This window comes from Pseudomonas sp. S2_C11, from assembly GCF_054668395.1.
In genome coordinates this window covers 969,808-983,867 of sequence record NZ_CP162765.1, presented here as the reverse complement: position 1 = coordinate 983,867, position 14,060 = coordinate 969,808, and the positions used below count along the sequence as shown (strand labels likewise).

Below are 14,060 nucleotides of genomic sequence, written 5' to 3'. Positions count from 1 at the left end.
ATCAGTGCTTCCGTGGCGCGAGGTAGCTCAACCAGCGACGCTCGGCCAGTTTGAACAGCTTGACCAGAATGAAGGTCAGGCACAGGTAGAACACGCCGGCAGTGATGTACGCCTCGAACGGCAGGTAGAACTGCGCGTTGACGGTACGTGCCGCGCCAGTGATGTCGATCAGGGTCACGATCGACGCCAGACTGGTGGTCTGCAGCATCATGATCACTTCGTTGCTGTACTGCGGCAGCGCCCGGCGCAGGGCCGACGGCAGCAGGATGCGCTTGTACAGTTTGAAGCGCGACATGCCCATGGCCTTGGCCGCTTCGATCTCACCGTTCGGCGTGGCCTTGAGGCTGCCGGCGATGATTTCCGCGGTGTAGGCGCTGGTGTTGACGGCAAAAGCCAGACAGGCACAGAACGTTGCGCTGGACAGCCACGGCCACAGGAAGCTTTCGCGCACCGCTTCGAACTGGGCCAGACCGTAGTAGATCAGGAACAGCTGAACCAGCATCGGCGTGCCGCGAATCACGTAGGTGTACAGCCACGCGGCGCCGTTGACGAACGGGTTTTTCGAGACGCGCATCAGCCCCAGCGGCAACGCCGCGAGCAAACCGAAGAACAGCGACAGCGCGAGCAGTTTGAGGGTGGTCAGCAGGCCGCTGAAGTACAGCGGCAGTGCCTCCCAGATGACGTTGTAGTCGAAGATCATAGATCAGCCGCCCTTACGCCTACCGAGTAGCGCTTCTCAAGGTGACGCAATGCCAGCAACGAAACACTGGTGATCACCAGGTACATCGCCGCCACTGCGAGGAAGAAGGTGAAAGGCTCGCGCGTGGCATCTGCCGCCTGCTTGGCCTTGAACATCATGTCTTGCAGACCGACCACGGAAATCAGCGCGGTGGCCTTGGTCAGTACCAGCCAGTTGTTGGTGAAGCCGGGAATCGCCAGACGAATCATCTGCGGCACCATCACCCGGAAGAACACCTGGAAACTGCTCATGCCGTACGCCATGCCCGCTTCGGCCTGGCCTTTGGGGATCGCCATGAACGCGCCACGGAACGTCTCCGAGAGGTACGCACCGAAGATGAAACCGAGGGTGCCGATACCGGCGGCCAGCGGGTTCAGATCGATGTAGTCGTCATAGCCGAGCATCGGCGCAACGCGGTTGAGCAAGTCCTGACCGCCGTAGAAGATCAGCAGGATCAGCACCAGGTCGGGAATGCCGCGGATCACCGTCGAATACAGGTCGCCCAGCCACGCCAGCCAGCGCACCGGCGACAGGCGCAACGCGACACCGATCAGCCCGAGAACGATGGCCAGAGCCATGGACGACAAGGCGAGCTGAAGCGTCAGCCATGCGCCATCGAGGATGACAGCCCCGTAGCCTTTCAACATGATTCAGGTCCTCGAAAGTTGGGATGAAAAAATGGCGCAAACCGCAGAGATTCTGTTGCTTGCGCCATTTCGGACTTGTCGCAGAGACGTGTTACTTGCCGTAGATATCGAAGGCGAAGTACTTGTCCTGGATTGCCTTGTATTTGCCGTTCTCGCGGATGGCCGCGATGGCAGTGTTGATCTTGTCTTTCAGGGCGTCGCCCTTGCGCACCGCGATACCTACGCCGTCACCGAAGTACTTGACGTCGGTGAACGCCGGGCCAACGAACGCGAAGCCTTTGCCGGCGTCGGTTTTCAGGAAACCATCGTCCAGCAGGGTGGCGTCAGCCACGGTACCGTCGAGGCGACCGGCAGCCACGTCGAGGTAGATTTCGTTCTGCGAGCCGTACGGCTTGATCTCGGCGCCCAATGGAGCGAGAACTTCGCGGGCGAAACGCTCGTGGATCGAGCCACGCTGTACGCCGATGTTCTTGCCTTTCAGCTCAGCCAGACCTTCGCTGACCTGAGTACCGGCCTTCATGACCAGACGCGCCGGGGTGTTGTAGTACTTGTTGGTGAAGTCGACCGACTTCTTGCGATCTTCGGTGATCGACATCGACGACAGGATCGCGTCGATCTTGCGCACTTTGAGAGCCGGGATCAGACCGTCGAACTCTTGCTCGACCCACACGCACTTGACCTTCATTTCTTCGCACAGCGCGTTGCCGATGTCGTAGTCGAAACCGACGATGCTGCCGTCCGGTGCTTTCGAAGCGAACGGAGGGTAAGCCGCTTCGATACCGATCTTCAGCGGTTTTTCGTCAGCGAAGGCATTCATCGACAGCACGGACAGTGCCAGGGCGCCAAGCAGCACAAGTTTCTTCATCTTGGGACTCCATCGGTAAAGGGCAAAAACGGCAGAGTGAGCGACAGCCCAATATGCGAATGGGTGAATCGGAAATCGGTTGCGCATCGGCGGAAATTTCCCATTGGAACCGCAGGCGATTTCAACGTCAGCCACGATGAGCGAGTGATCGGCATTCTAACGACAGGCCCGAAGCCGATATTTCTTCAATGCGACAACTAATTACAGATGCACCGAGAAAGCGGTTTGAGCTCATTGACAGCCCTGCAATTTCATGCAAGAGCAAAAGACAGTGAACCGATACATATTGCAAGTTGCGGGCCTATTATTCGTAAACCCTTCTAATCCGGCAAGCGCAGCGTTATGTCTTATTTTTCAGCAGGGCTTTGGAGGCTCTGAAACGGCGCACCGCGTTTCCCTTCGCCCCGGTTTGGCGCGGGCGGTTACACATTGGGTTGTGGCGGGTAACAGCGGGAAAGGTCTGACGGCGCAGATCGATAATTATTGGTTGGGGTGTTGCGGTTTCCTACAGGTGACTACTGCGGTGTCTGACAGATCGCCTTCGCGAGCAGGCTCGCTCCCACATTTGAAATGCGCCCATTCCTTGTGGGAGCGAGCCTGCTCGCGAAGAGGCCAGCCCGATCGACACAAATCCACCAGACACAAAAAAGCCCCATCCGGCATCACCGGACAGGGCTCCTATGCTTCTAACGCTTAAGCAACATTCATGGTCTTGTGCGTATCAATCAAATGCTGCACCACACCCGGATCCGCCAGGGTCGAGATATCGCCCAGCCCGTCATATTCCGCCGTGGCGATCTTGCGCAGGATGCGGCGCATGATCTTGCCCGAACGGGTCTTCGGCAGCCCCGGCGCCCACTGGATCACGTCCGGCGAAGCGATCGGGCCGATCTCCTTGCGCACCCAATTCTTGAGCTCCAGACGCAACTGCTCGGTCGGCTCCTCGCCGTTCTTCAAGGTCACATAGACATAAATGCCCTGCCCCTTGATGTCATGCGGCACACCCACCACCGCAGCTTCGGCAACCTTCGGATGCGCGACCATCGCGCTTTCGATTTCGGCGGTGCCCATGCGGTGGCCGGAGACGTTGAGCACGTCGTCTACGCGCCCGGTGATCCAGTAGTAACCGTCGGCATCGCGACGCGCGCCGTCACCGGTGAAGTACATGCCACGGAAGGTCTTGAAGTAGGTATCGACGAAACGATCATGATCGCCGTACAGCGTACGCGCCTGGCCTGGCCACGAATCGAGAATCACCAGATTGCCTTCAGCCTCGCCCTCAATGATGTTGCCGAGGTTGTCGACCAGCGCCGGCACCACACCGAAGAACGGACGCGCCGCCGAACCCGGCTTCAGCGCATGGGCACCCGGCAGCGGGCTCATCATGTTGCCGCCGGTTTCGGTCTGCCACCAGGTATCGACGATCGGGCAACGCGACTTGCCGACATTCTTGTAGTACCAGTCCCAGGCTTCCGGGTTGATCGGCTCGCCCACCGAACCGAGCAGACGCAGGCTGCTGCCATCGGCGCCTTCAACCGCCGCCTGACCCGAAGCCATCATCGCGCGGATCGCGGTCGGCGCGGTGTAGAGGATGTTGACCTTGTGCTTGTCGATGATCTTCGCCACCCGGGTGATGTCCGGGTAGTTCGGCACACCTTCGAACAGCACGGTGGTCGCGCCATTGGCCAGCGGGCCGTAGACGATGTAACTGTGGCCGGTGACCCAGCCGACGTCGGCGGTGCACCAGTAGATTTCGCCCGGACGGTAGTCGAACACGCGCTCGTGGGTCATCGCCGCATACAGCAGATAACCGCCGGTGGTGTGCTGCACGCCCTTCGGCTTGCCGGTGGAGCCGGAGGTATAAAGGATGAACAGTGCCTCTTCAGCGCCCATCTCTTTCGGCGCGCAAACGGTGCCCGCGACCTTCATCAGGTCTTCGTACCAGATGTCGCGATGCTGGTTCCACTTGATGTCGCCACCGGTGCGCTTGCACACGATGACCTTCTGGATGCTGCTGGTTTCCGGGTTGGTCAGCGCGTCGTCGACGTTGGCCTTGAGGGAAATCTTCTTGCCGGCGCGAATACCCTCGTCAGCGGTGATCACCACTTTCGATTTGCAGTCGATGATGCGACCGGCCAGGGCTTCCGGCGAGAAACCGCCGAACACCACCGAGTGAATCGCGCCGATCCGGGTGCAGGCCAGCATGGCGACCACGGCTTCGGGAATCATCGGCATGTAAATGGTCACCACATCGCCACGGTGCACGTCCTGACCACGCAGGGCGTTGGCCAGTTTGCACACTTGCTCATGCAGTTCGCGGTAGGTGATGTTGCGGCTCTCGGAAGGATCGTCGCCTTCCCAGATGATCGCGACTTGATCGCCGCGCTCGGCCAGATGGCGGTCGAGGCAGTTGTAGGAAACGTTCAGGGTGCCGTCGGCAAACCACTTGATGTCGACATGGTGATCGTCGAACGAGGTCTGTTTCACCGTGGTGAAGGGCTTGATCCAGTCCAGACGCTTGGCTTGCTCGCGCCAGAAGCCGTCAGGGTTGACGACCGACTGCTGGTACATGGCTTTGTAGGTCGCCTCGTCAGTCAGCGTGTTAGCCAGAACCTCGGGACGAACGGGATACAGAGAAGCCGTACTCATCTTTCCTACCTCGGTGTAATAGTTGTTTTTGTATGACCCTGTTGTAGCCGGGTGGGCCCCATAGAACCATTCGACGATGGTAGTAACAACCCTCCCCCTGCGCACGCGCCCCTGTAGGAGCTGCCGAAGGCTGCGATCTTTTGATCTGTTTTCAAGATCAAAGTCAAAAGATCGCAGCCTTCGGCAGCTCCTACAGGGAATGGGGTGTTTGGGGGATTGTTACCAAATATGCCAAAAGTGTTTATCAAAACCCGCTCTGTTTACCCCGGCCCCACCGCCCTAAAATTCACCTCGCCAACAAGGCAACCGCGATTAACAACGTTACAGCCCCCACGAAGGCCGTTAATCCAGCTCTCCAAGTAACGCATCAACTACTCAAGCTCCACACGCAACCCTAAAAAGGTTGCGTGACCCCACTCGACCTCAAAAAGGTGAATTAGAAATGAAAGCTTTATTGGTTCTGGCCCTAAGCAGTCTGTGCGCAACCGCCATGGCAGACGAGGTCCCGACTGATGTCGCACAGCAACAACCGGTCATCGAGGAATACACTTACTCCACACACCTGGACATCGCCAAAGTTGTATCGATGAGCGAAATTCCAAACGTCTGCGAAGTTGTACCGGCAAAAATGGAATACGACGACTCCAAAGGTCAACGCCACATCTTGCGCTACAGCATCATGGGCAACGGCTGCACGAACTGAATCAGACTGCACCGAATCGGATCGCTCAGCGCTACATTGAGGGTCGATTCCAGCCCGGCTTCGGTCGGGCTCAGTTGTGTCTGGAGCCGTGAAAAACGCTTGCAAAACACTAGATATAGTGAAAAACCTACTTTTCTGGCTATTTTTTAAACAAAAAACCACCTGCCAAAAAATTAACGAAAAAAAATCTGCTCGGGTCGATTCCGCGCAAAGCCCTGTAATCCCTCGGTCGGACCGAAATCCACCCCCTCCTCGGCCTCGCCATGAGCCGATTCGCCGCACCACGCCGGTAAAAATTTCCCTATAATGCCGCCCTATACGGGTCAGCAATATTCCCTTACAGGGAGCAAAAGCCATTCTGAAGCCCCGCAACAGTGCCCGACGCTGATTGCGCCCATCAGAGGCTCTCCGAACCCGTCAAAATTTCTGTTTATTTGCCTGCGTGCAGCGCTGCAAAAAACGACATCCAACGCGGCTTGTTTGGCCGTGTGAAAAACCAACCCTTCAGGTTTCACACGGGCACAAGCCCTCACGCAGGAGACGACACGTCATGCTGAGCTGGGACGAATTCGATAAAGAAGACAGTGAAGTCGCAACCGTGAAAGGCGCCAACGCCGGCCACGCAAGCGAAGCCAACATGGACCGCCTCGACAACGCCGGCGGCGCCGCAGCGCTGGAAGCCCGCGCCGTCACCGCCGACGACTCGGCCGCCGTGGCCCGCGCCAAGGCTGCACTGAACTCCCTCGACGTCGCCGAAGGCCTCGCCGAACTCGAAGGCGCCTCCGCCCGTGTCGCCGTTGACGAAAAGCGCATGATCAACTGCCGCGCCGACCTCAACCAACTCGTGCCATTCAAGTACGACTGGGCTTGGCAGAAGTACCTGGACGGTTGCGCAAACCACTGGATGCCGCAAGAAGTCAACATGACCGCCGACATCGCCCTCTGGAAAAACCCGGAAGGCCTGACCGACGACGAGCGCCGCATCGTCATGCGCAACCTCGGCTTCTTCTCCACCGCCGACTCCCTGGTTGCCAACAACCTGGTCCTGGCCGTGTACCGCCTGATCACCAACCCGGAATGCCGCCAGTACATCCTGCGCCAGGCTTTCGAAGAAGCGATCCACACCCACGCCTACCAGTACTGCATCGAATCGCTGGCCATGGATGAAGGCGAAATCTTCAACATGTACCACGAGATCCCATCGGTCGCGAAGAAAGCAGCCTGGGGCCTGAAGTACACCCGCTCGATCTCCGATCCAAAGTTCGAAACCGGCACCCCGGAAACCGACAAAGAGTTGCTGCGCAACCTGATCGCCTACTACTGCGTTCTGGAAGGCATCTTCTTCTACTGCGGCTTCACCCAAATCCTCTCCATGGGCCGCCGCAACAAAATGACCGGCGTCGCCGAGCAGTTCCAATACATCCTGCGCGACGAATCCATGCACCTGAACTTCGGCATCGACGTGATCAACCAGATCAAAATCGAAAACCCACACCTGTGGGATGCTGAGATGAAAGAAGAAGCGACCCAGATGATCCTGCAGGGTACGCAGCTGGAGATCGAATACGCGCGTGACACCATGCCTCGCGGGGTGTTGGGCATGAACGCGGCGATGATGGAGGATTATCTGAAGTTCATCGCTAACCGTCGTTTGTCGCAGATTGGTTTGAAAGAGGAGTATCCAGGGACTACGAATCCGTTCCCTTGGATGAGCGAAATTATGGACTTGAAGAAAGAGAAGAATTTCTTTGAGACTCGGGTTATTGAGTATCAGACTGGTGGGGCGTTGAGCTGGGATTGATGATGCCATAAAGCCATGATATAAGAGCCTTCCTAACATGGATGTAGGGGAGTCTTACAAAAGCCCCGCCATGCGGGGCTTTTTTATAGATGAGGTGGGGCATATATGAACTCCGGGCACATGAACTTTTTTAAAATCAATGAGTGCGGCCTTTACAAAGTTGGAAAGCATGACCCTAATGGATGCGAAATCTCAGAGTCTCTAGATTTGATCACAGAGTGGCTCGCCGAAACACCTTTTCCGCAAACAATACCTTGGGACGACTCAAGAAAAAATACCAGTAGAACTAAATGTTACTGCCAAGACATTTACAAAGACCCAGCGACAGGAGACTTTGTATTAGTACTTTGGAAATCCGACACTGATAGCGCGGGGACTTTGTGGGGAGCGCATTCAGCAAGTAAAGGAAAAGTTGTAAAATATACAAGCACTTATAAAGGTGAAGATGTAATTTGGGGGCGACCATGCTATTACTGGGTAATTCCGACATTGAATACCGTAATTTCAATAAAATTTGACAATTCAGTATGTGACTCAGCGATGTTTCAAGACTGGATCACGAGCGCGATCACTAACAGAGTGAAGCATCCAAACAGAATAAAGCACACAACAGAAACAGGCTATATCAGGCTTTCTATATCAGACTCTCAAGAAGACCAACCATACAAGTACCTCTATCGCTTTGACATGTCTCTTCGCAGCCTAAACACAGCAAGCGTTGAGCTTTCTGAACTTCAACAGAAAATAACTCACCTGATAAAAAGAGAAACTGTTGTAGTTGCAACCAAAGACGAACGTGATGGATGGGTAAAAATATTTGATTCCTTACCATATCTAGGAACTAAACCCGAAGCCAAAAAACGTAGAATCGAGATCAAGGCAGAAGCAAAACCTACAAAGATCGAACTACAGAAAATTATAGAAACTTATGCGAAAGAACAACGATTGGCTGGCGAGTGGGATAGAGTAGGTTTTGAGCTTCAAGACAAATCTATTACCTGGGTTGACAAGTACAGGCTAAAAGAATACATCACCTTACCATCTGACAGCCCCGACATAATGCCAGCAGCATTCCTTTATGATGTGTTAAGTAAAAGTCGTGAACGATACTTAACGCCGATAATCCGCTCCGACGTAACCGAGCCTACTGAAACTGGAACCGGCTCATGAAGCTTAAATTAATAATTTATACATTCATATCCATATTAATTTTTTTAGTCTGCTACAACCACTCATTAAAAATAAATACAACGTACTTAAAAGACTACGTTGACACATTACTTAATGTATCAGGAATGGTTTTTACCATCATGGGGATATGGATTGCTTTCTTATACCCTAACGCGCTAATGAAACTAGTGAGCTCTAACCAAATAAGCAACGTGGACTTTACGGAAACATTAAAAGACACGAGACGTCTCGAAGCAATCGTCTCAAGCGTTCTGAAATCTGCATTAGTAGTCACTATTATTATGCTACTAAATCTTTCGAAACTAGCAATTTCAGAGTCCGCATTTTATCAATTGAACATGGCCACGATAAAGATCGCTGCATTTAGTTGCGTGTGCACACTAACACTCCTACAAATCGAGGCAATAGCGAACGTAATATATTCAAACATAGCCTTTATCAATGAATTACATTCACGCCGACAAGATAGAGAAGCAGATAGAGATGTATAAAGCACCTTCGTAAAATCAGACAGGAAAATATCACGAGAAAAACTTCCTACCACATCCCCAGAAAGAAATAATTATGCCCACAGCAATAATCGAGAACAATTTAGACTGGATAACAAAAAACCTAACACTTATTTTAACCCTGAGCAACTTTTTACTAATAATCACATTTTTTATATATATTTATAAGCGTGCTCGATCATTCCTTTTCGCCAGAGATAAAATTTGGCGATTATTCGGTGGCAAGCCAAGTTTTTCAAACCCTCGATTTGAGAAGTTAAAAAACGATTTGAGAGAGCTTGAGCACTTTAAATTTGAGTTCAACATACCCGCCACTACACTAGAAGAAGCCGAATTAGCGGAAAAATGGATACACTCTAACAACCTCTTAATATCTGATATATCTTTGGCAAGGCCTCATATTGATTGGACAAATTTTTCAAAAATTAAAATAAAACCAAGAAAATTCCGTCTATCTGAAATTTTTACGTCAGCACTCCTTATCTTCTTTGTCTCCTTAATGGCACTATGTATCTCACTAACGACATCAAAATATTTATTTATCAGCTTTCCTGACACCCCTACCTTCTACGCAACCCCAGACAAGTATATATTCTCAATCTTTAGCGACCATGAACTAAATCTAGAGACCTGTAAAAACATTGACCATTCCCATCAGTTTATTGACATGGATAAGTTTCCCCAAGAACGAATATTGGATCTCTGTGAATCACTAAAAAACCCTACGGAGACTGACCGAATTAAAAAAGAATTAAAACAACAAAAAGCGACACTAGCATTGCTGGGATTCTATTTTTTAATTATTTCCATTGTGCTTGCACGGATCATTTCAAAACTAAGTGCTGCTAAAAGAATTTATCAACGACTCAATAGATTGAAAACAGAAACAGGTGCTGCTTGACCAGCGACCGGCAGCCACATACCATCACTGTTCCGGCGCCTAAGAAACGCCTCAAGTAGCGGCCTGACCGCTCCCGAAAGATGCGGCTTTTTTGTGCCTATGGATTGCTCGTGGGCGTAAAACACTCTGCTATGTCGGGAGTGGGCTAATACAAGACCCGCAAGGGGAATATGTCCGGCCTTCTACTTGGGGTTTCTTAACTCCCGGCGCCTTAGCCCTAAGAAAGCTATTAAGTAGAGGTAATGGATATGCCTAAGACTTTTCCCTTCTCATTGAACGAAATCACCTACAGCATTACTACTGAAATTCTGCTTCCGCATCAGGAGGTAGATCATGTCTGATTCACACAATCCCACACTCTTCACCCGCCACAACCTCTCTCTCCACGCCCTTCTCCTTGAAAATCAACCATGGTTCTGCGCCCGCGATATCGGCCGTTTGATGGGTCTCCATCTGAGCGAACGCATGGTCAACAAACTGGACAAGGATCAGCGTCGCGTTTTGTGGATTGAGTATTTCCGGCAACCCGAAAAACAGCTGATGCTCAGCGAATCCGGTGTGTACGCGTTATTGGTGTATCACTACGTTCCAGGGAATCGGTTGTTGCGTGAGTGGCTGACTCATCAGGTGGTGCCAGCCCTGCGTGATGCCGAACACTCGGGACATTCAGAACGGCCGATGTTGAGTTTGTTGGATTGGCCGGAGATGTCTCTGAGCCTGTTGCATTGGCAGAATGAAGGATGGATTCGGTTGCGGGATATGCCCTATTTGTTGAGCGATCAAATACCGCGAAATGCTACCCCGGCGAAGCCTTGGTGGCGGAGGGTCGCTCAGGCGTTTCAGTCGTCGAAGCATTCGATGGGGTAAGCGATACGTTTGTAGGATCACATGCGAGATCCGTCGCTATTTTTTGTAGGAATTTTCGTAGACAGCAGTAATGGCCACTCAGTATCGTCCGAGGGTTTTCAACCCTCGGCGATCTTATGGACATCGAAAAAGAAAATACTGATTGGAGCGACGAAGAGCTAGAAGCAGCGGTCGATGGTTACCTCAAGATGCTTGCGCTTGAAAAAAGTGGTCAAAGGCTGAACAAGGCGCACGAGAACCGGTTGCTGCGCGAAGGCGTGTTGAAAAATCGTAGTAGAGGTTCTATTGAGTTCCGCATGCTTAACATCTCCACCGAACTCAATGATTTGTGTCTGCCATATATCATCGGTTACCTACCTGCCAAGCATCTGGGTGCTGGAGTAGCACAGCGTGTTCGCGCTGCGATGATTGCAAAGGGTGCTTTCGATCCAGACGACTACTCACCAACGGCTGACGACCAAGCCCTAAATGCCAAGGTTTCAAGGCTGGAGCAACGTGAGATGGTTGGTACCCCACGCGGTATCGAGAAACCGCAACGGACAGTCGGCACTACAACATCATTTTTACGCGATCCGTTGACCAAGCTCTGGGTTCTGAAAAACGCCAACGGTGTTTGCGAAGGGTGCGGGCTAGACGCCCCTTTCAAGCTCCCAAATGGTTTGCACTTTCTCGAAGTACACCATGTTCAGCACCTTGCCAATGATGGCCCAGACTGGACAACCAATGCCGTGGCCCTATGCCCGAATTGCCATCGCCGTTGTCACTATTCAAGCGACAAGGATGAGTTCACCGAGTCGCTTTATGGAAAAGTGAAACGCCTAAAACGTTATTTGATGAGCTGATTTAAGTTAGTGGCGAAGGAGCCTTCTCCTCTCGCCACATAAAATTGGCAAGCTTCAGGTTCGATCACCCATCCTGAAAACAATCAGTGCAACCCGCGCCGCCTCCCGCTATTAATACCCCCCTCCCACTCAAGGATCCGAGCCCCACCATGAAATTCGATCTCGCCTACTGCCTCAGCCTCGACGACAAGTTGTCGATCTATGACGTTCGCGATCTCAATTTCGATGAGACGGTGGCGTTCGACTCGGCGAAGGAGCACTTCCAGTGCCCCAACGATGCTTGTCGTTCAGCGTTTGAGCCTTCCAATGAGTTGGGTACGTTCAATGCCAAGAACGTGAATTACGTTCGCACGCCGCACTTCAAGAATCTGCCCACTACGCAGCATGTGGCGGGTTGCCCGTATGTGAGTTTGAAGGCGTCGGCGTCTGGCGTTGAGACGGCGGATGGCGAGGTGGATGACGGGCGTGAGGAACACTTCCCATCAGAGTTGTTACTGACCCGGCGTGAGTATGTGCGCAAGCCTGTCGCGCCGGCGGGCGCGGCGGATGTGTTGCGCGCTGACCCGGTGCGGGTGGCGGCGGACGGTGGTAAAGAGTCGGCGAGTCGGGAGTCGGCGCCGGATAAGACCAGTGTGTTTGCGCATCCGGTGGAGTGTTTTGTTTCGAACTTCGCCGACAAGGATTTACTCAAGCGGATGCCGTTGAAGGTCGGCGAGCATACGGCGCCGTACAGTTCGTTTTTCAAGAAGATCGAATATCTGACGGACAACAAGGGGCTGATCTACTGGGGGCGGATCAAGAAGATCGAGGACTTCCACAGCGCCAGTTTTCGTATCGATTTCGAGGACAAGGTCTGGTTCAAGAAGCCCGAAGACAACAAGAAGAGGCCATATCCGGTCAGCGTTTATCTGAACAAGAAGCTGATCGACAACTACCGCAAGCGCAAGGCGTTTCTGGAAGAGATCAAGCACGCTGTGGATAGCGACAAGGCGTTGTTCTGTTTCTTCTATGGGGTGACGCCGGAGTTGAAGCAGGTGCCCGGCAAGAAGAACCCCGAAAAGCCTTTCGAGGTCTTCAATGCCAATATCGAGAACCTGGATCACTTCATTATTCGTGAAGCGCCGGGGTTGGAGTGATGGCTAGCCTTGGGGCAGTTGCAGTTTTACGGCGCCAGGGTGTTGTTTGACTAGGGAGTACGGCAGGATCGACCAGTCAGGTCTATCGCAAGAGCGTTGCACGCGAGCGAAGTACGCGCCGAGGTACAAGCCCTTCTCGGTGAAGTACCAAGGTGAAGTCCCCCAGATGCTTTCGGCCTGGAAGTTGCAGTCGTCATCTCCCGTCGGTGTCTTCATTTCTGTGGGGTACAGGGCCGTGAATTGTTTGATCACCCACGGCACCAACTCTTTGCTGACGTACTGATAGCGCGCGTTACTTTCGTCCTTGCTCAGAGGTTCGTCGCCCAAGCTGTCGCGTTCGGCATGTAAAAGTGGTTTGCCCTCACCGACCCACAGCACATCTTCGAGGGACAGCGGGTGGCCGGTTTTGACGTCAATGTTGAGCGGTGAATCGCCGAAGTCTGGATGCGCGCCGCCGCAGTAATAGCTGGTCGAGATGTTCAGGCTGACCACGGCTGGCGAGATCATTTTCGGTTGCGCCTGTTGCATAAATTCGACGTTTTCGCCGCCCTGCAGCTGGCAGCCGTGGTAACTGATGACTTCATTCCAGAGGCGTCCAAGCAACTGCTGGTTAACCCGTTGCTGATCATCTTTCGACAATCCGGACTCCACGCTGAACAGGGAAATCTTTGTCTCAGGCTCTGTCCACCATTGCAGGTCGTAGCCCATGAAGTTTTCTTTCTTCGCCGGTTTCAGTTTGAGTCCCTGCAGGCGCAAATACTCGTAAGGCTCGCTGTAGGGCAAAGCAGCAATGAACGGCAAAGTTGATGAGGTGGGGGCGGTAAGTCTGGCCTCGATGAGTTTCACTGGCAGCTTCTTGCCCTGCGGACTTTTCCATTCGCCCTGCCAGCCGCTGCCGGTTTCTTCAAGTTCCAACGTTGACAGCGGCTTGTCGTCACCATAGCGATTATTGCCCTCGGTCAAGGTCAGCGTGCTGTTCTGCAACGCGCCACTGAGCGGCAAATCACGATGGTATTTTTCGTAGAAGTACCGACCGGTTACTTCGTCCTGCTGCGTGATATTGAGCTCTACGACGATCGGCATTTTGCCCAACGTGCCGGTGAACACGCGTCGGCCATCATCGGCGTGGACACTTGGAATCAGCGAGAACAGCACAGCAGCGCATGGCGCCAGGCGCATCAGTCCCTTGAGCATTGATCGTTCCTTGAAA

General features: G+C 53.1%; 12 protein-coding genes. 7 read left to right on the top strand and 5 right to left on the bottom strand.

The genetic code is table 11. The features are described 5' to 3' along the window. Position 1 precedes the first annotated feature (1 nt). From AB4N48_RS04585 to acs, 4 genes are all read right to left on the bottom strand, one after another. The gene (locus tag AB4N48_RS04585) at positions 2-700 is read right to left on the bottom strand and encodes an ABC transporter permease (protein WP_024014019.1); all 699 of its coding nucleotides are present in this window, start codon (positions 698-700) and stop codon (positions 2-4) included. Then, a complete protein-coding gene (locus AB4N48_RS04580; RefSeq protein WP_016773583.1) occupies positions 697-1,386 on the bottom strand; it encodes an ABC transporter permease in 690 nt (229 codons plus the stop codon). The genes AB4N48_RS04585 and AB4N48_RS04580 overlap by 4 nt, the downstream gene beginning before the upstream one ends. Positions 1,387-1,477: 91 nt before the next feature. Next, the gene (locus tag AB4N48_RS04575; RefSeq protein ID WP_041479236.1) at positions 1,478-2,251 is read right to left on the bottom strand and encodes an ABC transporter substrate-binding protein; all 774 of its coding nucleotides are present in this window, start codon (positions 2,249-2,251) and stop codon (positions 1,478-1,480) included. A 693-nt stretch (positions 2,252-2,944) separates the two neighbouring features. Continuing rightward, positions 2,945-4,900 carry an acetate--CoA ligase gene (gene acs / locus AB4N48_RS04570; RefSeq protein WP_460094880.1) on the bottom strand — a complete coding sequence of 652 codons (1,956 nt, stop codon included), beginning with the start codon at positions 4,898-4,900 and terminating at the stop codon, positions 2,945-2,947. A 442-nt stretch (positions 4,901-5,342) separates the two neighbouring features. Between acs and AB4N48_RS04565 the strand changes: the two genes are divergently transcribed. The 7 genes from AB4N48_RS04565 to AB4N48_RS04535 all read left to right on the top strand — a co-directional run bounded on the left by AB4N48_RS04565 (position 5,343) and on the right by AB4N48_RS04535 (position 12,850). Further along, positions 5,343-5,603 carry a DUF2790 domain-containing protein gene (locus tag AB4N48_RS04565; protein WP_016773580.1) on the top strand — a complete coding sequence of 87 codons (261 nt, stop codon included), beginning with the start codon at positions 5,343-5,345 and terminating at the stop codon, positions 5,601-5,603. A gap of 550 nt (positions 5,604-6,153) precedes the next feature. After that, complete coding sequence (locus tag AB4N48_RS04560; RefSeq protein WP_016773579.1) at positions 6,154-7,404, top strand: ribonucleotide-diphosphate reductase subunit beta; 1,251 nt, start codon at positions 6,154-6,156, stop codon at positions 7,402-7,404. 120 nt (positions 7,405-7,524) lie between these two features. Then, positions 7,525-8,574, top strand: coding sequence for a hypothetical protein (locus tag AB4N48_RS04555; protein ID WP_460094879.1), 1,050 nt, complete (start codon positions 7,525-7,527; stop codon positions 8,572-8,574). A 585-nt stretch (positions 8,575-9,159) separates the two neighbouring features. Then, a complete protein-coding gene (locus tag AB4N48_RS04550; protein ID WP_460094878.1) occupies positions 9,160-10,005 on the top strand; it encodes a DUF6216 family protein in 846 nt (281 codons plus the stop codon). 333 nt (positions 10,006-10,338) lie between these two features. Beyond that, on the top strand, positions 10,339-10,872 hold the full coding sequence (locus AB4N48_RS04545; RefSeq protein ID WP_460094877.1) for a BRO-N domain-containing protein: 534 nt from the start codon (positions 10,339-10,341) through the stop codon (positions 10,870-10,872). Between the two features lie 116 nt (positions 10,873-10,988). Continuing rightward, positions 10,989-11,714, top strand: coding sequence for an HNH endonuclease (locus AB4N48_RS04540; protein WP_460094876.1), 726 nt, complete (start codon positions 10,989-10,991; stop codon positions 11,712-11,714). Between the two features lie 149 nt (positions 11,715-11,863). Beyond that, complete coding sequence (locus AB4N48_RS04535; RefSeq protein ID WP_460094874.1) at positions 11,864-12,850, top strand: hypothetical protein; 987 nt, start codon at positions 11,864-11,866, stop codon at positions 12,848-12,850. 3 nt (positions 12,851-12,853) lie between these two features. Here AB4N48_RS04535 and AB4N48_RS04530 read toward each other — a convergent pair whose 3' ends face one another. After that, on the bottom strand, positions 12,854-14,044 hold the full coding sequence (locus AB4N48_RS04530; protein WP_460094873.1) for a hypothetical protein: 1,191 nt from the start codon (positions 14,042-14,044) through the stop codon (positions 12,854-12,856). Positions 14,045-14,060: the final 16 nt, after the last annotated feature.